Raw genomic sequence first — 21,323 nt, 5'->3', positions numbered from 1 at the left:
ACCCGATGGCCTCGGGGTCCACCGACGGGAGAGGGAGTGGTGAGGGTGCCGAAGCGGACGGTGTTCATGTTCGCCGGACAGGGCTCGCAGTTCTACGGCATGGGGCGCCAGTTGCGGACCATCCACCCGGTGTTCGACCGCACACTGCGGGAGCTGGACACGATGTTCGCCGACGCCGGCCTGCCCGGGATGCTCGACGAGATGTACCGGAAGGACCGGGGCGTCACCGACCCGTTCGACCGGTTCGCCCACACCCACCCGGCGATTCTCATGATCGAGCTCGCGCTGCTGGACATGCTGCTGGCCGAGGGAGTCGGGCCGGACTACGTGTTGGGAACGAGCCTGGGGGAGTACGCCGCCGCCACCACGGCCGGGGTCCTCGACCGCGAGCACCTGACCCGCGCGATCGCCGCCCAGGTCCGGCTCACCGAACAGCTGTGCCCGCCGGGCGGGATGGCCGCCGTCCTCGACGACGTGTCCCGGTTCGACCCGGACAGTCCTCGGTGGAGTGGACTGGAGCTGGCCGCGGTGAACTACGACCGGCACTTCGTGGTGTCGGGTACCCCCGTGACGCTCGACCGGCTGCAGGAGCGCCTGCGGACCGAGGGGATCGCCTGTCAGCAGCTGCCCGTGCGGTTCGCCTTCCACTCGGCCCAGGTCGACGCGGTGGCGGAGCCGTACCAGCGGATGATGGCGACGATTCCCCTGCACGCGCCGAAGCTGTCACTGGTGTCGTGCGCCACCGCGACGTTCGTCGACGAGGTCACTCCCGCGCACATGTGGAACACCGTGCGCGGGCCGATCCGGTTCGCCGACGCCGTCCGGCTGCTCGAACGTGAGCACGACGACCTGTGCTACGTCGATCTTGGGCCGTCACCGACACTCGCGACCTTCGCCACCCACAACCTCCGGCCCGGGTCGGGAGCCACGGCGGTGGCGATGATCGACCCGTTCGCTCCGGCGGATTCGGGGTTGACGCGGCTGCGTGAGATCTTCCGGTCGCGTCCGGCGCCACCGCGCCGCGGCACCCGGACGGCGGTGCTGTTCCCCGGGCAGGGCTCGCAGTCGGTGGGCATGGCCGGGGACCTCTTCACGCGGTTTCCCGACCTCGTGGCCGAGGCCGACGAGATCCTCGGGTACTCGGTGGCGGAGTTGTGCACCGAGGACCCGCGGGGGGAACTGAACCGGACCGAGTTCACCCAGCCCGCCCTGTTCGTCGCCAACGCGCTGCACTACCGGGCCTGGGAGAGCGACCACGGCACGTCCCCCGGATTCTTCGCGGGTCACAGTCTCGGCGAGTTCAACGCCCTGTGGGCCGCGGGTGCGTTCGACTTCGGCACCGGGCTGCGGATGGTGCGCCGGCGCGGTGAACTCATGGCCGGGATGGTGGACGGAGCCATGGCCGCGGTGATCGGTCTCGGTGAGGAGGCGGTCCGGGCGGTGCTCTCCTCGGAGACGCTCGGAGACATCGACCTGGCCAACGTCAACTCCGGTGAGCAGGTGGTGGTCTCGGGGCCGAGGGAGGCCGTGCTGGGTGCGAAGCCGGCCTTCCTGGAGGCGGGAGCGCGGGCGTACGTGCCGCTGCGGGTGAGTGGCGCGTTCCACTCGCGACACATGGCCCCGGCCGCCGCCGAGTTCGGCCGGTTCCTCCGCGAGCTGGACCTGCGGTCCCCGACGGTGCCGGTGATCGCGAACGTGACCGGGCGGCCGTATCCGGACGGTGACATCCGGCCGATGCTCGTCGACCAGCTCGTGAGCCCCGTCCGCTGGGAGCACGGAGTGCGGCGGCTGCTGGCCGACGGCGTCACCGACCTCGTGGAGGTGGGGCCGGGCCGGGTACTGACCAAGCTGGTGACGGCGATCCGCGACGCACCGGAGCGGAAGGCGGCTCCCGAGACGCCCGTGTCCCCAGCGCCCACCGCCACGCCCACCGCCACGCCCACTGCCACGCCCACCGTCATGCCTTCCGTCGCCCCGGCCCGGAGTGCCGTCGCCCTCGGCAGTGCCGCGTTCCGCTCGGCTCACGGTGTCCGGCACGCCTACGTGTGCGGCTCGATGTACCGCGGGATCTCCTCCGACGAGCTGGTGGTGCGGGCGGGGCGCGCGGGACTGCTGGCGTTCTTCGGCGCCGGAGGGCTCGGTGCCGACCGCGTCGGCGCGGCCGTCGACCGTATCCGGGCCGCACTGGGCGAGCGTCCGTTCGGGGTGGGCGTGCCGCACGACCCCGGCGCCGAGGAGGCTCTGGTGGAGCTGTGCCTCGACCGTGGGGTGCGCGTGGTCGAGGCGTCGGAGTTCACCCGCGTCACCCGCGCACTCGCCCGGTACCGGGTCACCGGGCTCACCCGGGACGGCGGTGGTGCGGCGGTTCCGCGCAACCGGATTCTCGTCAAGGTGTCCAGGCCGGACGTCGCCGAGCGGTTCCTGCGCCCGGTGCCGGAACCGCTGCTGCGCGAGTTGCGGGCCGAGGGCGTGATCACCGCGGAGCAGGCCGAACTCGCCACCATCGTGCCCGCGGCCGACGACGTCTGCGTGGCGGCCGACTCCGGCGGCCACACCGAGCGGGGTAGCCATCCGGTGCTGCTTCCCGCCGTGCGGCGCCTGCGTGACCGGCTGGCACCCGGGGTGCGGGTCGGCGCGGCGGGGGGTCTCGGCACGCCCGAGGCCGTGGCCGCCGCCTTCCTCCTCGGCGCCGATTTCGTGCTCACCGGGTCGGTGAACCTGTGCACCGCCGAGGCGGGGATCAGCGACGTGGCCAAGGACCTGCTCGAACGCATCACGGTCGCCGACACCGACTACGTGCCGACCGCGGGCGGGTTCGAGACCGGTGAGCAGGCACAGGTGCTGCGGCGTGGGGTGTTCTTCCCCGCGCGAGCGCGCAGGCTACGGGAGCTGTACCTGCACCACTCGTCGCTCGACGACCTCGACGCCGAGACCGCGACCGTGATCCAGAAGAGGTGGTTCCGCCGCGACTTCGAGGCGGTGTGGCGGGAGACCGCCGCCTACTTCGCCGAGCGCGACCCCGCCCAGATCGAGCGGGCCGAGCGGGATCCTCGCCATCGGATGGCACTGGTGTTCCGCTGGTACCTCGCGGAGAGCCGCCGCCTGGCCGTCGAGGGCGACGAGGAACGCAGGACCGACTTCCAGATCCAGTGTGGACCGGCGCTGGGCGCGTTCAACCAGTGGGTCGAGGGGACCGAACTGGAGCGCTGGCGCGACCGACATGTCGACCAGATCGCGGAACGGCTGATGAGCGCCGCGGCCGATCACCTCGGCCGTGGCACCGTCGCGTTCCGCCCGGCAGGAGCGAGCGCATGAGCGAGCAGTCGACCAGAAGAAACACGGGCTCCGGGCCCCGGATCGCGGTCGTCGGCATCGGATGTCGGATGCCGGGCGCGCGTGACCACCGCGAGTTCTACGCGAACCTGCGTGACCGCGTCGACTCGGTCAGGGAGGTTCCCGCCGACCGGTGGGACCCGGCCGAGTTCTACGACCCCGACCGTGCCGTACCCAACAAGTCGATCAGCAAGTGGTGCGGGATCGTGGACGAGCCCTACGCGTTCGACCACGACTTCTTCGGCATCTCGCCACGCGAGGCGAAGCTGCTGGACCCGTTGCAGCGGCTGCTGATGGAGGTCACCCACTCCTGCATCGAGGACGCCGGCACCACCGCCGCCGCGCTGGGGGAACTCCGCACGGCCGTCTACGTGGGCAACATGGAACGCGACCACATGGCCGAGCTGACCAGCCCCGGCCACGACGTGGAGAGCCACTCGGTACTCGGTGTCTACGACTGCCTGCTCGCCAACCGGCTGTCCCAGGCCTTCGGGTTCAGCGGTGCGAGCACGTCGGTCGACGCGGCGTGCGCGTCCGCGCTCGTCGCCGTCCACCTCGGTGTGCAGGCGCTCGTCACCGGTGAGGCCGACGCCGTGCTCGCCGGCGGGGTGAACCTGAACCTGCATCCGTGGAAGTACGTCGGGTTCTCCAAGGCCCGCATGCTCAGCCCCACCGGCCGGTGCCAGACCTTCGACCGCGACGCCGACGGGTTCGTGCCCGGGGACGGGGTCGGGATGGTGCTGCTGCGGCGGCTGGACGACGCGCTGGCCGACGGCGACCACGTCTACGGGGTGATCCGCGGTACCGCAGTCAACCACGGGCGCAGGCGGAGCACGATCACGGCACCGACCGTCGCCTCCCAGCGGGAGGTGGTGTCGGCCGCGCTCGCGCAGGCCGGAGTGAGCCCGCGCGACGTCACGTTCGTGGAGACCCACGGCACGGGCACGGCACTCGGCGACCCGATCGAGGTCGAGGCGCTGCGTCAGGTCTTCGGCCCGGCGTCGACGGACAGCGGCTGGTGCGCGCTCGGGGCGGTCAAGACCAACATCGGGCATCTCGAGGGTGCCGCGGGCATCGCGGGGCTGATCAAGGTGCTGATGATGATGGCCGAACGCCGCATCGTGCCGAACCTCCACCTGCGCAACCTCAATCCGCTGATCGATCTGGACGGCGGGCCGTTCCGGTTGGCGTCGGACAACGCCGACTGGGACCCCGCCGCGCCCGGACGTCCGCTGCTGGCGGGGGTGAGTTCGTTCGGGTTCGGGGGCGTCAACGCGCATCTCGTCGTCGAGGAGTTCCGCGCCCCCGAGCGGGCGCCCGCCCCGGCGCGTCCCCGCCCGTTCCTGCTGTCGGCCGCGTCGGAGGAGGCTCTGCGCAGGCTCTCCGTCCGGTGGCGGGAGGGTGGCTGGCTCGACACCCCGCTCGCGGACGCCGCGACCACGCTCGCGGTCGGTCGTGCCCACCTGCCCCACCGGCTCGGCGGTGTGGTCACCGGTGCCGCCGACGTCGCGGCCCTGCTTGAGGCGGCGCAGGCCGAGGAGCCCGTCACCCGGCGTTGGGCGCTGCGGACGGGACTGCTGGACGTGCCCGGCCGGGACGTGCTCGACACCCTGGCGACCTGGGAGGTGTTCCGCGAGCTGGCCGACGACCCGGCGGCGGCGTCGTTGCGCGAGGGCGGACGCGGCCCCGCGGAGCGGTGCGTGTACACGGCGCTGGTGGCTTCCGCGCTGCTGCGGCTCGGGTTGCGACCCGAACTGGTGGTCGGCCACGGTGCCGGGCTGTGGCCCGCGCTGGCCGTGGCCGGAGTGCTCGACCTCGCGACCGCGGCGGCGCTCGCCCGGGGGCAGCACCCGGCGGGTGCGCCGGGGACACCGGAGCTGCCGGTGGCCGTGCCGGGGTCTGATCGTGTCGTCACGCCGTTCGCGGTGGACCGGCACTATCTCGACGGGCTGCGTGCGGCCTCGGCACCGGGCGGGGACGAGCTGCGTCCGTTGCTCGACCTCGTCGGCAGGCTGGGCGGGCAGCGCACGTTCCAGGCCAACCTCCGTGACTGGCAGCTCGCCCTCGCCGACCGGGACGACGAGCTGGTGCTGGACCCCGGTGCGGTTCGCGCGCCCCTGGTGACCGCGCTCGCGGCGCAGAACGCGCTCGACCGCCTCAACCGCAAGTGGGATCTGCCGCTGAACCGCTTCGTGCGGGACGAGAGGACGGTCGAGCTGCTCGACCTCGTCCTCGACGGGGTGCTGGAGCCCCGTGAGGTGCTGGCACTGGTGCTCGACGACCCGGGGGCGAGCGAGCGGGTGGCCGCATCGGTGGCGGGCAGGCCGGACCGGCCCGACCTCACCGACCCGGCCCGCTACCCGGCGCTGCGCCGGAGCGGCGCACTGCCCGCCGACCTCGCGTCCTTCGAGGCCTGGGCCGCCGCAGCCCGGTCCACGGCGGACACACCGGTTGCGTCCGGTCTTTCGGTGGTCGCCGTGGGGGGACCCGCGGCGACCACCCAGGTGGCCGAGGTGACCGTCCCGGACGGGGCCGAGGAGTCCCTCACCGAGTCACTGGTGGAGTTGTGGAAACGGGGTGTGGACGTGCGCTGGGACCGGCACCCCGTCGGGTCCGAGGGCACGAAGGTGTCCCTGCCCACCACCGAGTTCGTCAGGACCGAGCACCGTGTTCCGCCGGTGGCCCCGGTCGCGCCACCGTCCTCGCCGGAGCCGGAGGACCCGCCGGGCGCCGGGATCGTCGAGCTGCGCGCCCGGTGGGAGCGGACCCGGCGCGCGCCCGCACCGGAGACGGGCGGACCGGTGCTGGTGGTGGTGCCCTCCGGCGCCACCGAGGTGGCGCGGGCCGCCCGGCGGCTGCCCGGATCGCCGAGGGTGGTCGAGCTGGGAGGCCGTACCCGCACGGACGGCGGCGACTCCTGGGTGGTGGAGCCGGACGACACCGAGGCGTGGCACCGGGTCCTCGACGCGGTGTCCCGGGACGACGGTGGGACTCGGTCGGTCGTGCTGGCCGTCGACGGTGACGTGTCCGTGCTGGCCGTCGTCGCCGTGCAGCTCGCGAAGGCGGCGTACGGGCGTCACGTCCGCATCCTCGCCGTCGGCGGGCAGGTCGGCGGTACCGCCGCGGCCGAGCTGGCGGCACTGACCGGGCTGGCGCGGACGCTGGCCCGCGAGACCGACACGGTCCGGCTGCGGGCCGTCGCGGTGCCCGGCAGCCTGACGGAGGCGTCCACATGGGACGTCGTGGCCGACGAACTCGGCAGGATCGACGGCACCGAGCTGGTGTGTCACCGCGACGGTGTCCGGACGGCGCGTCGCTGGGTCGCCGCGGAACCGGTGCCCGCCGAGCCGGGTCGGCAGGCGGTGCGTCCCGGTGGGACCTACCTCGTCACCGGTGGCACCGGTGGACTGGGACGGCTCGTCACGGCCCACCTGCTCGCGGTTCCCGGAGTGCGGGTCGCACTCGTGGGCCGCTCCCCGGACGGTGGCGGGCACCCGTCGGAGCGCGTCGCCTACTTCCGGGCCGACGTGGCCGACGCCGCGCAGGTCGTCGACGTCCTCGCCCGGGTGCGGGAGCGGTTCGGCCCGCTCACCGGTGTCCTGCACGCCGCGGGTGTGCTGCGCGACGGCCACCTCGTGCACAAGTCGGCGGACGACGTGCGTGCCGTGCTCGCCCCGAAGGTGCTCGGCGCGGTCAATCTCGACCGCGCCACCCGCGACGAACCGCTCGAGGTGTTCGCGTTGTTCTCCTCGATGGTCGGGGCCGTGGGAAACCCGGGCCAGGCCGACTACGCGATGGCCAACGCGTTCCTCGACCAGTTCGCCGAGATCCGCGAGACCCTGCGCGCGGCGGGCGAGCGGTCCGGGCGCAGCGTGTCGATCGGCTGGCCGGTGTGGCGCGACGGCGGGATGACCGTCACCGACCGAGGGGTGCTCGGCGAGCACACCGGGGTGCTGCCGATGCCCACGGCGACCGGGCTGGCCGCACTGGACCGCCTGCTGTCGACGGGCGGCGGGGCGCGTCCGTTCGTCTACGGCGTCCCGGACCGGGTGGCCGCGCTCCTGGACCCGGAGCCCGCCGCACCGGAGTCCCCGGTCGAGGTGGAAACACCCGACACCGCGCCCGTGTCCGCGCCCGGCGACGGTGCGCCGAGCGGTGAACGGGTGAGCGAGTGGGCCAGGGACTACGTGGCCACGCTGATCGGGGAGTTGCGCGGCGTGCCGGCCGAGGAGATCGACCTCGACCTCGGCCTGGACCGGATCGGCCTCGACTCGATCGTGATCAGTGAGTTCAACGCCAAGGTGGAGGCCCAGCTCGGCGCGGTCGGCGAGACACTGCTGTTCGAAAGCCGTACGCTCGCCGCCGCTGCCGAGCGGATTGCCGAGCGGCGCCCGGCCGAACTCGCGGCCCGCTACGGCACTCCGGCGCCGACCGGGGTGGAGCTTAGGACCGAGGCCGTGCCCACCCCGCCCCCGACCGCCCGGCACGAGGACGAGCCGGACGACGGCGACGTGGCGGTCATCGGTCTCGCCGGGCGCTACCCGATGGCACCCGATCTCGACACGTTCTGGAGGAACCTCGCCGCGGGCCGCGACTGCGTGACCACGGTTCCGCCCACCCGGTGGGACCCCGACACAGCCGACGCCTACTGCCGGTCGGGCGCGTTCCTCGACGGCGTCGACGAGTTCGACCCGTTGTTCTTCGGCATCTCCCCTCGGGAGGCCGAGGTGATGGACCCCCAGGAGCGGTTGTTCCTGCAGACGGCGTGGCACACGTTCGAGGACGCGGGCTACCCGCCACGACGGCTCGGTGACCCCGCCGTGCCGGGAGCCCGCTCGGTGGGGGTGTTCGTCGGCGTCACCACCCAGACCTACCTGCTGTGGGGGCCCGAGCAGCAGCGAGCGGGACATGCCGTCGTGCCGCCCTCGCCGCAGTGGTCGATCGCCAACCGCGTGTCGTACTGGCTCGACCTGCGCGGGCCGAGCATGCCCGTCGACACCGCGTGCGCCGCGTCACTGACCGCCGTGCATCTCGCCGCGCGCAGCATGGCCGCGGGCGAGTGCGCGATGGCACTCGTCGGCGGGGTGAACCTGTACCTGCATCCGGCGAAGTACGACTGGCTCTGCTCGCTGCAGATGCTGTCGCGCACCGGCCGTTGCCACACCTTCGGCGCCGACGCGGACGGCTTCGTGCCGGGTGAGGGCGTCGGTGCCGCGCTACTCAAACCGTTGCGTGCGGCGCTGGCAGACGGCGACCGCGTGCTCGGGGTGATCAAGGGAACCGCGGTGAACCACGGTGGCCGCACCACGGGGTTCACCGTACCGAGCCCGGTCGCTCAGGGACACCTCGTCGAGACCGCGCTCGCCGACGCCGGGGTGGACCCGGGCACGGTCGGCTACGTCGAGGCACACGGCACCGGCACCGCGCTGGGCGACCCCATCGAGATCACCGGCCTCGGCCGCGCCTACGCCGGGGTCGCCGAGGGCAGCTGCGCGATCGGCTCGGTGAAGACCAACATCGGGCACCTGGAGTCGGCGTCCGGCATGGCGGGGCTGACCAAGGTACTGCTCCAGTTCCGGCACGGGAAGCTCGTGCCGTCGCTGCACAGCGACGAACCGAACCCGCGCATCGACTTCGCCGCGACGCCGTTCACCGTGCAACGCACCCTCGCCGACTGGCCCCGGCGGCACCGCGACGGCGTGGAGCTGCCCCGGCGGGCGGGCATCAGCTCGTTCGGTGCAGGGGGAGCGAACGCGCACGTCGTGGTCGAGGAGGCGCCCCGGGTCCCGCGCGAGCGGGGCCCGGAGGGCGGCGAGCACCTCGTGGTGGTGTCCGCCAACGACACCGAGCGGTTGCGCGTCCACTGCGCGAACCTCGCCGCCGCGATCCGGGAGCGCGCCGGGGAGCTGCGGCTGTCCGAAGTGGCCTACCAGCTCCAGGTGCGGCGTGAACCGCTCGCCCAACGCCTCGCGCTGCTCGCCGACGACCCGGTGGTGCTCGCCGACCGGCTCGCCGCCTTCGCCGAGGAGCGACCGATCACCGGCCCGCACTGGACCACCACGCACGACCGCGACGCCAGGGACGCCGCCCGCGCGGCTCTGCCGCACGCCGTGGCCGTCCGCGACTGGGCCGCGATCGCCGCGGCGTGGGTGGCGGGTCTGGACGTGCCGTGGGAGTCGCTGCACGACGTGGTGCCCCCGCACGTGAGCCTGCCCACCTACCCGTTCGCCCGGGAGCGGTACTGGCTCCCCGAACTGCCCGGTGCCGCGAGTGGCGAGGGACGGCACCCCTTCGGTCTCCGGCGGTCACCCGGCGGCGCGCGGGTGGAGTTCACCGGGCGTGAACCGGTGCTCGCACAACACCGGGTGGACGGCGTCCCGATCTTCCCGGCCGCGGGCTGCCTCGAACTGATGCGTGAGGCGGCCGGGCACCGGATCGAGCCGGGCGGGATGGTGCGGCTGCGCAACACCGTCTGGTCCGCTCCGATCCTGGTGTCCGAGCCACGCACCCTGTGGGTGTCGCACACCGGCACCGACGTCGAGGTGCGCGGCACGGGTGCCGACGGTGAACTCCTCACACACGTCACGGGCCGGATCGAGACCGGCCCCGCGCCGGAGCTCGACCGGCTGGACGTCGACGCGCTCCGGAACCGCTGCACCGACACGGTCGAAGGGAGCGAGCTCTACCGCGAGGTGCGAGGGCGTGGCCTCGACCTCGGCACCCTGTACCAGGCGGTGGAGCGACTCCACTGGAACGCCGACGAGGCGGTGTCGGAGCTCCGGCTGCCCGTCGCCGACGACGCCGACCGGTACGTACTCCACCCCGGTGTCCTCGACGCGGCGTTCCAGGCGTCGCTGTGGCTGCTCGGCCGCCGGTCCGACCGGCTGCACCTGCCTTTCAGCATGGGTGGGGTCGAGATCCTCGGCCCCACTCCGTCCCGCGGGTTCGCCCACGTCGTGCTGCGCACGGTGACCGACACGGGCAGCAAGCTGGAGGTCCGCCTGGCCGACGAGAGCGGCAGGGTGGTGCTGCGGGTGGTCGACTTCTGGGTGCGGCCGTGGCAGGCACCCCGTGATCCGGCGACCGGAACCGAGACCGTGCGGACACCACCGGACGGGGGGAGTTTCTTCCGCCCGGAGTGGGTCGACGCCGAGCGCACCGAGCACCGTGCCCCCGGCTCCGTGCTCGTGCTCGCCTCCGCCGAGGAGGAGGGGGCAGCGCTTGCCGAAGGCTTCGCCGAGCACGCCGACCGGACCGTGGTGGCCGTCCCCGGGGCGGCGTTCGCAGAGCACACGCCCGACCACTACGTGATACGGCCCGAGATCGGCGCGGACGCCGGGCGCCTGCTCGCCCACGCGGGGCCGGTCGACACGGTCGTGTTCGCCTGGCCCCGGCAGCCTGGCCCCGACGTCGCGGCCAGGCTGGACGACGGACTCCTGCCCCTGTTCCACCTCGTCCACGCCCTGCTGACCGACTCGGACAAACGCCCGGTCCGGCTCGTCTGCGCGATCCCGGCCGGGGTGCCGGAATACCAGGCGCTCGGCGGGTTCCTGCGCACCGTGTCCCTGGAGAGCACCCGGATCTCCTTCGTGCTCGTCGAGGGAGCCACGCCCGCCCAGCTCACGGCCGAGACGCTCGGGGCGGCGGCCGGGTCGGAGGTGCGGCACACCGGGGGGCGTCGCACGGTGCGCCGCTGGCGCCGGTTCCGGCCCGCACCGGGTGACACTCCCGCGCTCCGCCGGGGTGGTGTGTACCTGGTGACCGGAGGCGCCGGTGGCCTCGGCGCCCTGGTGGCCGAGTGGCTCGCCCGCACCGCGGGCGCCAGGGTGGTGCTCGCCGGACGAAGCCCCGAGGACACGCGGGTGCGGGCGATCCTCGACCGGGTCCGCGCCGCCGGGGGCGAGGCGCGGTACGTGGTGGCCGACGTGTCCACACGGGACGGCGCCGTCGCGGCGGTAGGCGTCGCGGACGACGAGTTCGGCGCACTGCACGGGATCGTCCACTGCGCGGGCGTGTTGCGTGACGACTACCTGGTGCGGCAGAGCCCGGAGAAACTCCGCGAGGTGGTCGCGGGCAAGGTCCTCGGCGCGACGCACCTGGACGGCGCCACGGCAGGCCGGACCCTCGACTTCCTCTGTCTGTTCTCCTCCCTGGCCTCCGCGCTCGGCTCCGCCGGGCAGGCCGGCTACGCCTACGCCAACGCGGTCCTCGACGCCTACGCGGCCGTCCGCCCCGGCCGCACGGTGTCGGTCGACTGGCCGTTGTGGGCGGACGGCGGCATGGGAGTGGACGCCGAGGTCGCCGAGTGGTTACGGGTCAACCTGGGCCTGCGCCCGCTGGGAACCGAGACCGGTCTCGCCGCCCTCGGAGCGGTCCTCGGCGGGCCGGACCGCCAGGTCGTGTTCGTGCCCGGCGACGGCGACGCGGTGGCCCGGCAGCTCGGCGTGGACCCGCACGCCGATTCCGGTGTGGTCTCCGGTGCGGTGACGGCCGGGAGCGAGGTCTCGGAGGCCGCAGCGACCTCCGAGACCTCCGGCGGTGTCGCACCCGGCGTGCGGGACCTGCTGGTGGCCGAGATCGCCGGGATCGTCAAGCTGGACCCCGCCCGCGTCGAACCGCATCGTGCCCTCGGCGACTACGGCTTCGACTCGCTCGCCTTCGGCAGGCTGGCCAACCGGCTCGTCGAGCGGCTCGGGGTGGACATCACCCCGGCCCTGTTCTTCGAGTACACCACCGTCGAGGCGGTCGTGGAGCACCTGACGACCACCTACCCCACGGAACTCGCCGCGCACCACGCGCAGGCGGCGCCGGAGCCGGAACGGGTCGCGCGCCCGGTTCCGGCCGTGACCACGGTGCCCGTTTCCGCGCCTGTGCCCGTGCCGGACGCCCCGGCCCCCGCACGGCCGACCGGGCCGGAACCGATCGCCGTGATCGGCATGCACGGGATGCTGCCCGGCAGCTCCGACCTCGCCGAGTACTGGCGCAACCTGGACGCCGGGCGCGACCTGGTCACGGAGATCCCGCAGGACCGTTGGGACTGGCGCGAGTGGTACCACACGACGGCGGGCCCCGGCCGCACCAACAGCAAGTGGGGCGGGTTCCTGCCCGAGGTCGACAGGTTCGACGCCCGGTTCTTCGGCATCTCGCCCCGTGAGGCCGAGCTGATGGACCCGCAGCAGCGGTTGTTCCTGCAGACCGCCTACAAGGCGGTGGAGGAGGCGGGCTACCGGCCGTCCGACCTCGCCAGGGGAACGACGGGGTTGTTCGTCGGGGTGGGCAGCCACGACTACTACGACCTCCTGCGCGACGCCGGGGTGCCGGTGGAGGCGTTCACCACCACCGGCATGTTCCACGCCATCCTCGCCAACCGTGTGTCCTACCTGCTCAACCTCTCGGGCCCCAGCTTCCCCGTCGACACGGCGTGTTCGAGCTCGCTGGTGGCGCTGCGCTCGGCGGTGGAGTCGCTGCGGGCGGGCAGTTGCGACACCGCGATCGTCGGCGGTGTCAACCTGCTGCTCTCGCCCACGGTCTACATCTCCTTCTCACGGGCCGGAATGCTCAGCCCCACCGGCCGCTGCCGGACCTTCGACGCCTCGGCGGACGGCTACGTGCGGGCCGAGGGAGTGGGCGCGTTGCTGCTCAAACCGCTCTCCGCCGCCGAGCGCGACGGTGACCACGTGCACGCCGTCATCCGTGGCAGCGCCGTCAACCACGGCGGCAAGGTCAACACCCTCACCACGCCCAACCCGACAGCGCAGGCCGACGTGATCGTCCGGGCCTTCGAGGAGGGCGGCGTCGACCCGGAGACCGTGGGATACCTGGAGTTGCACGGGACGGGCACCGCACTGGGTGACCCGATCGAGATCAACGGCGTGAAACGCGCGTTCGGCGAGCTGCGCGACCGCGCGGGGCTGCCCCGCCTCACCGAACCGACCACCCTGATCGGATCGGTGAAGACGAACATCGGGCACGCCGAGTCGGCGGCCGGGCTCGCGGGCATCTTCAAGGTGATCCTGGCGATGAAGCACGGTCGCATCCCCGGCACCCTGCACCTCGATCAGCTCAACCCGCAGATCCGGCTCGCGGACAGTCCTCTGTCCATCGTGGACCAGGCGACGCGGTGGCCCCGGCGCAGGGCCGACGACGGCACCGAACTCCCGCGTCGGGCCGGGGTCAGCTCGTTCGGCTTCGGTGGGGTCAACGGTCACGTGGTGCTGGAGGAGTACCGTGCCGACCCGCCGAGCCCGGGCACCGGTGAGCAGGTGTTCGTGCTCTCCGCCAGGGACACCGACCGGTTGCGGGAGTACGCGGCCGCCCTCGCCGACGCCGTGCGCCCACGGCCGGAGGCGGGCGAGCGTGCGTCCGGCACCGCGTCCGCCTCCGGCCTGACCGAGGCGGTGGCGGACCTCCTCGGCGTGACACCCGCCGACGTCGCGGTCGACGAGCCGCTCACCGACCTCGGCGTCTCCGGCCCGTACGCCCGCCTGCTGTCCGACCGGCTGGCCGACGCCGGGTGGCCGGTCCTCGACCCGGCCGTGCTCGCGGCAGGCACGATCGCCAAGCTCGCCGCGACGAACGGCCCCGAGAGCGCCGCCGATGCGTCGCCCTCACCGGCAGGGGAACTCGCCGACATCGCCTACACCCTCCAGGTCGGCCGGGAGCCGATGAGCCACCGGCTCGCCGTGGTCACCGACTCGGCCGTGACCCTCGCCGACGAGTTGCGCGCGTTCGCCGACGGCGGCACGCCCGGACCCCGGACGTCGGTCGGGGTTTCCGGGGACGACCGCGGAGCCGAGACGGTGGCGGGTGGGCCACGCGAGCTGGCTCGCCGCTGGGTCTCCGGCGGGACCGTCGACTGGACCGCCCTGCACACCGGGCGGCGACCCCGCCGCGTGAGTCTGCCGACCTACCCGTTCGCCCGGGACCGGTACTGGGTGCCGCGCCCACCCTCGGGCGAGCGGCAACCCGGCCCGGCACCGGCGGTCGCGGACGTCGTCCGCACCGGAATGCCGGACGGCGACGGCGAGGTGGTGTTCCGCACCCGTCTCTCCGCCGGCGACCCGCTGGTCGACCAGCACCGCGTGCACGGGGAGCGGGTGCTGGCCGGAGTGGTGCAGCTCGACCTCGCCGCGGCGGCGCTGGCCCGTCACCGCACCGGAACGCACCGGCTCACCCGGTTGTCGTGGACCAGCCCTCTCGTGGTGCCGAGCTCCGGCCGCGAGATCCTCGTGCGACTCGTGGACACCGACGGCGGAGTGACCCACCGGGTGGAGACATGCGACGACGGTGAGGTCGTGACGCACTCGACCGGTCGTTGGGAGCGCATCGACGGCGAGCCCGCCGGGATGTCACCGATCGACGTGGAAGCCGTTCGCCGCCGTTGCCCCACCGAGGTGGACGAGGCCGCCATCTACGCGACGTTCGAGCGGATCGACATCCGCTACGGTCCGCTGTTCCGTGGTCTGAGGACGGCGTGGGTCGGTGACGGTGAACTGCTGGCCCGCGTCACCACGGACGCGGAGTCCGCCCCCGACGCGACGTTGCACCCGACCGTGTTGGACGCCGCCCTCCAGGCGATCACGGTGCTGGAGGGCTGCGAGCCCGGACGGACGCGCCTGCCGTTCTCGGTGGAGGCGGTGGAGCTGCGCGGCAGCGTACCGCTGCGCGGGTACGTGCACGTGCGCGCGTTGCCCGGCGGGGGCCACGACGTGGTGGTGCTCGACGAGGGCGGTGCTCCCCGCGTGGTGCTGCGTGAGGTGACCGTGCGCTCCGAACCGGACCCGCTGGCCGGTTTCTTCCACCGGCCCGAATGGGCGGAGCAGCCCGCACCGGTCACCGCGCCGCCGCGGGGCGGGTTCCTGATCGTGCACCCGGCGCAGGCGTACGGGATCGACCGGGCGCTCGCCGCACGCGCGGACGGCCCGGTGTGGCGGATCGAGCTCGGCACGCGCAACCGCGCCACCGGCGAGCGGACGTGGGAGGTCGACGTCGCCGACCCGGACTTCACCGGATGCCTGACCCGGATGGCGGACGTTCGGCACGTGTGGTTCCTCGGCGGTCTGTCCACAGCCGGTGGCGAGTCCGTGCGACCCGGTGCGCCCCTGCTGTTCCGGTTGGTCCGGGCACTCGCCGACACGGACCTGGTGCAGCGGATCGAGACGCTCCGTTCCGTCACCGGTGGCGCGCAGGACGCCGGGGGACGGCGGATCACCAATCCGGCGGGCGCGGCGCTCATCGGGTTCACGAAGTCACTCGCCCGCGAGTACGGGCATCTCGGGGTGTCCTGTGTGGACCTCGGTGACGAGCCCATCGACCCGGAGTGGGCCGCCGACGCCCTCCTCGCCGAGCCCGCCCGTCAGGACAACCGCGAGGTGGCTCTCGCCGGTGGTCGCCGCCTGGTGCGCAGACTGCGCCCGGTGGCTCTGCCCCCGCCGACCCGGCCGCCGTTCCGGGACGGTGGGTGCTACCTCGTCGTCGGAGGTACGGGCGGCATCGGACTCGCGCTCGCCGAGCACCTCGCCTCCACCGTCTCCGCCCGGCTCGTGCTGGTGGGACGGTCCCCGCTCGGCGCTCGCATCGAGGCCGCCCTGGAGAACCTGGTCCGTCTCGGCGGCAGGGCGACGTACGAGCAGGCCGACATCACCGACGCCGACGCTCTGCGCGCCGTGATCGCCAAGGCCCGGACCCAGGGTCCGCTGCACGGTGTCGTCCACGCGGCGATGGTGTTGCACGACGGCATCGTCGAACGGCTCACCGAGGAGCGGTTCGACGCCGTGCTCGCGCCGAAGGCCGACGGCACCCGGGTGCTCGGGGAGGTCCTCGCGTCCGAACCGCTGGACTTCCTGCTGGTGGCCTCCTCGGTGCAGTCGTTCACCGGTGCGGCGGGCCAGGCGAACTACGCCGCCGCCTCGACCGCGCAGGACGCGTTCGCCCACCACCTCGCCGCGCAGGCGCGCTACCCGGTGTACGTGGTGAACTGGGGCCCGTGGGCGTCCGTCGGCCGGGTGGCCCACGACTCCTACCGGGACAGCCTGACCTCGCGCGGCTACCGGCCCATCCCGACGTCGCTGGGCATGGCCGCGATCGAGCGGGTGCTGGCCTCCGACGAACGGCAGCTCGTCGCGCTTCACGCGGACACCCCGGTGCTGGACTCGATCGGCGTCACGGGTGAGCCCGCGGTGACCGGGACGACGGCGGTGGTGGCCCACCGGGCGGATGCGGCCGAACAGGAAGCGCTCGATGCGTTCGTCCGCGCCGCGTTGTGGCACGCGGTGGACCGCCTCGGGCTGGTGGGCACATCCGGCCGGACCCGGCCTCGCACGGAGTTCACGGAGCGGTTCGGGGCGCTGCCGAAGTACCGCAGGCTGGTCGAGGCGCTGGTGCGGATCCTCCTCGACGCCGGGTTCCTCGTCGAGGAGGCCGACGGTGTCACCGTGGCCGGTACGGCCCCGCGGCCGGAGGCGCCCGATCCGGAGCCGCTGCGGCGGCGGTTCCCCGGTCTCGCGGCCCGACTGGACCTGGTGGACCGGTGCCTCGCGGCGCTGCCGGACGTGCTCACCGGTGCCCGTCCGGGAACGGAGGTGCTGTTCCCGCGCGGTTCGATGGAGCTGGTCACCGCGATCTACCGGGGTGAGGCGCTGGTCGACTACTGCAACGCGGTCGTCGCCGAGCAGGTCGTGGCGGCCGCGCCGCGCACCGGGCGCCCGGTGCGGGTACTCGAACTCGGCGCGGGGACCGGCAGCACCAGCGAGGTGGTCCTCGCCGCGTTGCGCGGCGCCGGGGTCACCGTGGAGTACGACTTCACCGACGTCGCGCGAGGGCTCGTGCGCCAGGCAGAGGCGCGACTCGACCGCTCCGGCGCGGACGTGCGGTTCCGCGAGCTGGACGTCGAACGGCCCGTCGAGGCGCAGGGCTTCGCCGCCGGACACTACGACGTGGTGCTCGCGGGGAACGTGCTGCACGCGGTCCGGGACCTGGACGCCGCGCTGGGTGAGGTGCGGCGACTCCTCGCTCCGGAAGGCCGGCTCGTGTTCACCGAGGTCACGGCTGTACAGCCGTTCCACACGGTCACGTTCGGCCTGCTCGACGGGTGGTGGCACTTCACCGACGAGCACCGGCGGCTCCCGGGCTCGCCGCTGCTGGACGAACACCTGTGGCGGCACCGGCTGGAGGCCACCGGGTTCACCGGGGTGACCGTTCTCGGCAGGGCGGCCGGTCCGGGTTCGTTGCCGCAGCGGGTGTTCACCGCCGGCGTCGCCGGGGACCCGAGGCCGTCGACGCCGTCGGCACCGTCGGCGCTGTCCTCGGAACGTCCGGGGACCTCCCCGGCGGAGGCGGCCCGTCCGGAGCCCGAGGTTCCCGCCGCGCCCGCGCGGAGGGGTTCACTCGACGAGGCGGTGCGATCACTGGTCGCGGAACGCGTCGCCGAGTGCCTCGGACTGGCGGTCGAGCAGATCGATCCCGATGTCTCGCTGCCGTCTCTGGGCGTCGACTCCATCGTGGCCGTCGAGCTGGCCAACCGGCTCAGCGACGCGATCGGGGTGGTGCTCAAGACCGTGGTCGTGTTCGACCACCCCACGGTCGGGGCACTGAGCGCCCACCTCGTCGAACGGCACGGCGCGGAGCTCGCGGCCCGGCTCGCACCCGCACCGGCACCGGCACCGGCCACCGTGCCGGAACCCCCGGCTCCGGCGGCACGGGGTGACTTCCGCGCGGTGCGGTTCGAGCGCCCCGGCGGCCCCGGGGACCTGCGGATCGTGCCGATCGAGCCGGTCGCGCCCGCCGCCGGCGAGGTCGAGGTGCTGGTGAAGGCGTTCCCGATCAACTTCTCGGACTTCCTGCTCGCCCGAGGCCTCTACCCGCTGATGCCCGACTTCCCGTTCACCCCCGGGGTGGAGGTGTCCGGTGTGGTCCGCCGCGTCGGCCCCGGGGTGCGGAGCGTGCGGCCCGGTGACGAGGTGATCGCCCTGACCCGGCCGGAGATGGGTGGCCAGGCCTCGGTGGTGGTCACCGACGAGAACTTCGTGGTGGCCAAACCCGTCGGCGTCAGCCACGAGGAGGCGTGCGGGTTCGCGGTGCCGTTCCTCGCGATGTACCTGGCGTTCGAGCGCGCAGCCGTGCGCCCGGGGGAGCGGGTGCTGATCCCGGCCGCCACGGGCACCAACGGCCTGGTCGCGGTGCAGCTCGCGAAGCTCGCCGGGGCCGAGGTGATCGCCACCGCGAGCGCGCCCCACAAGATCGCGTACCTGGAGGGGCTCGGTGTCCCGGACGCCATCGACCACCAGCGCGCGAACGTGGTGGAGGAGGTGCTGCGGCGCACCGGCGGCACCGGGGTGGACGTTGTGATCAACAGCCTCGGGGGCGAGGCCACCCAGCAGGGTCTGGACGTGCTCGCTCCGGGCGGCCGGTACGTCGAGACCGCCGTGTTCGGGCTCCAGTCGTCGACGGGGCTCGACCTGTCGCGACTGGTCGACAACCAGAGTTTCCACAGCCTGAACACCAAGAAGTACTTCCTGCGTCACCCGGAGCGGCGCGCCGAGTACCTGCGGCTGGCCGTCGAGCACCTCGCTTCCGGCCGGGTTCGGCCGACCGTGGCGCACGTGTTGCCGTTCGACCGGGTGACCGAGGCCTACGCCCTCAAGGAGGACCGCGGGTTGATCGGCCGTGTCGTGGTGCGCGTACCCGACCCGGAGGGGACCGGTGGAGAGCACACCGATCCCGAGGTGACCGTGGCCCAGCGGCTGCTGGACACGGTGGCGAGGGAGTTCGGGGTGCCCCGGGAACGGCTCTCACCGGACGATCCGGCGTTGCGCGGACTCGTCCGGCACATCAGTACGGCTAGAGGAACGGGAGAGGTTGGTGCGACGTGACCGTCCACTTCGATGAGACCTGCTCGGCGACGGTGCTCGACGAGCGCGATCCGCGGGACGCGGCCGAGGTCGAGAGGTTGCGGGCGGTGCCCGGGACCGAGGTCCGCGACCTCTGTCCGGACCAGTCGGCCGAACTCCGCGCGGTGGCGGGTGACCACGCGGTGGACGAGACGGAAGGAAGCCGCTGGGTGCACTACCCGTGGCGGGCCACGCTGGTGCGGATTCTCGGCCCCACTGCCTACCGAGAGCTCCGGCTCTCCCGCAACCGCAACAAGATCACCCCGGCCGAGCAGGAGGCGCACGCCACCCGCACCGTCGCCGTCGCGGGCGCCGGGGCAGGCCACGCGGTCGCGCTCGGCCTGGTGCTGGAGGGCCTGGTCGGTGCCCTGCGGATCGCCGACCGGGAGCCAGTCGGAACCACCGACCTGAACCAGCTTCCCGGTTCGCTCGTCGACGCCGGCCTCAACCGGACGGTGGCGCTGGCACGCCGGATCGCCGAACTCGACCCGTACCTCACCGTGAGCACACGGCCCGAGGGGCTGGACGTGGCGGAAGTTCGTGAGTTCGTCGAGGGAGCCGACCTCGTCATCGACGCCGCCGACGAGTTGGCGGTCCGATTGGCGCTGCGCGAGCAGGCTCGCGCCCTGCGGGTCCCGGTGCTCGCGGCGACCCCGGACCGGGGCACCGTCGACGTGGAGCGGTTCGACCTCGACCCGGAACGCCCGCCCTTCCACGGGCTGCTCGCCGGCTTCACCGCCGACATGTTCGCCGGGCTGCCCGCGGCCGCCGCTGTGCCGTTCCTCCCGAGAATCCTCGGCGGGGAGGGGATCTCCTCCCGGATGGCGGCCTCCCTGTTCCTGATCGGCGAGTCACTGCCCGCGTGGCCACAGCTCGGCGGGGACGTCCTGCAGGCAGCGGCGGGGATCGTGGCCGCGGTGCGCCGGATCGACGAGCTGCCCTCCGGCCGGGCGCACCTCGACGTGGCCGCGCGGCTGGACGAGCTGGCCGAGCCGCAGGTTCCCCAGGACCTGCCCCCGTTCGAGCCGGTCGGACGCTGGCGCAACCTCGCCGACCCGGCGTCGGACGTCGAGACGATCGTGCGGGCGGGGCAACTCGCTCCGTCGGCGGGCAACTGCCAGCCGTGGCGGATCGCCGCCCGGAACGGCGCCGTCCGCGTCGAACTCGACGAGAAGTACACCTCGGCGATCGACGTCGGGTTCCGGGCCAGCTACGTGGCGATCGGGGCCGCGGTGCAGAACATGAGGATCGCCGCCGCGGCGCGCGCGGTGCTCGGTGACGTGGAGCTGTTCCCCGACGACTCCGCCGTCGCCGTGCTGAGCCTGGGAGACGGCCGGACCAAGCGTCTCGCCGACGCCTACGAGCCGATGCTGCGGCGGGTCACCAACCGCCAGGCGGTCGACCCGGACCGCGCCGTTCCCGACGAGGTGCTGGCCACCCTCACCGCGGAGGCCCGTGAGCACGGAGGCGAGCTCGCGGTCGTGACGGGAGGGCAGGCCGCCACCACGGCGGGGGAGATCATCGCCAGCGCGGACCGGGTGCGTTACCTGGTGCCCGACCTGCACCGGGAGATGGTCTCGGAGATGAGGGACCCCCGGGTCGAGTCGGTCGAGCGCGGGCTCGACGTGCGGTCACTCGAACTCGGGGTCGGCGCGCCGGTCCTCGACCTCGTGCGGCGCGCGGACGTGATGGCGGAACTCGCGGGCACCGACGACCCGGCCACGCGGGGACTGCAGGGACGGGCCCTGGTGGCCTCGTACCCGGCACTCGTCGCGGTGCTGACCCCCGGCGGCGAGCCGATCGACTACGTGCGGGGTGGCCAGGCGGTGGAGAGCGTGTGGATCGCGGCCACGGCGGCCGGTCTGTCGGCGCGGCCCGCGGTACCACTGTTCCTCTACGCCCGCCACGATGCCGAGCTGGCGTCGCTCGGTGGCCGGTACGCCGACGAGCTCGCGGTCATGCGGCGGGACCTGTACACCGCGCTGGGGGTGCCCGAGGGCCGCGAGATCGCGCTCCTCCTGCTGCTGGGTTACGCGCCCGAACCGAGTGCGATCAGCCTCCGCAGCCCGGAGACCGCCGTGACAGGGTGAGGCGGTGACAGAC

At 73.5% G+C, this 21,323-nt stretch carries 3 protein-coding genes; all 3 read left to right on the top strand.

Annotated elements, in window-relative coordinates; all coding sequences use genetic code 11:
* Positions 1-45 precede the first annotated feature (45 nt).
* Genes fabD through SACCYDRAFT_RS17060 form a run of 3 tightly spaced genes read left to right on the top strand, consistent with a single transcriptional unit; the run spans position 46 to position 21,310 of the window.
* On the top strand, positions 46-3,315 hold the full coding sequence (gene fabD, locus SACCYDRAFT_RS17070; RefSeq protein WP_043537357.1) for an ACP S-malonyltransferase: 3,270 nt from the start codon (positions 46-48) through the stop codon (positions 3,313-3,315).
* Positions 3,312-19,202 (top strand): SDR family NAD(P)-dependent oxidoreductase, encoded by a 15,891-nt coding sequence (locus tag SACCYDRAFT_RS26415; RefSeq protein ID WP_043536598.1) that lies wholly within the window; start codon positions 3,312-3,314, stop codon positions 19,200-19,202. The genes fabD and SACCYDRAFT_RS26415 overlap by 4 nt, the downstream gene beginning before the upstream one ends.
* A complete protein-coding gene (locus SACCYDRAFT_RS17060; RefSeq protein WP_005458074.1) occupies positions 19,199-21,310 on the top strand; it encodes an Rv1355c family protein in 2,112 nt (703 codons plus the stop codon). Before SACCYDRAFT_RS26415 ends, SACCYDRAFT_RS17060 begins: the two co-directional genes overlap by 4 nt.
* Positions 21,311-21,323 lie beyond the last annotated feature (13 nt).

The sequence above is a fragment of the Saccharomonospora cyanea NA-134 genome, assembly GCF_000244975.1.
GTDB classification, from domain to species: Bacteria; Actinomycetota; Actinomycetes; order Mycobacteriales; family Pseudonocardiaceae; genus Saccharomonospora; species Saccharomonospora cyanea.
This window is presented reverse-complemented; position numbering and strand designations above follow the sequence as displayed.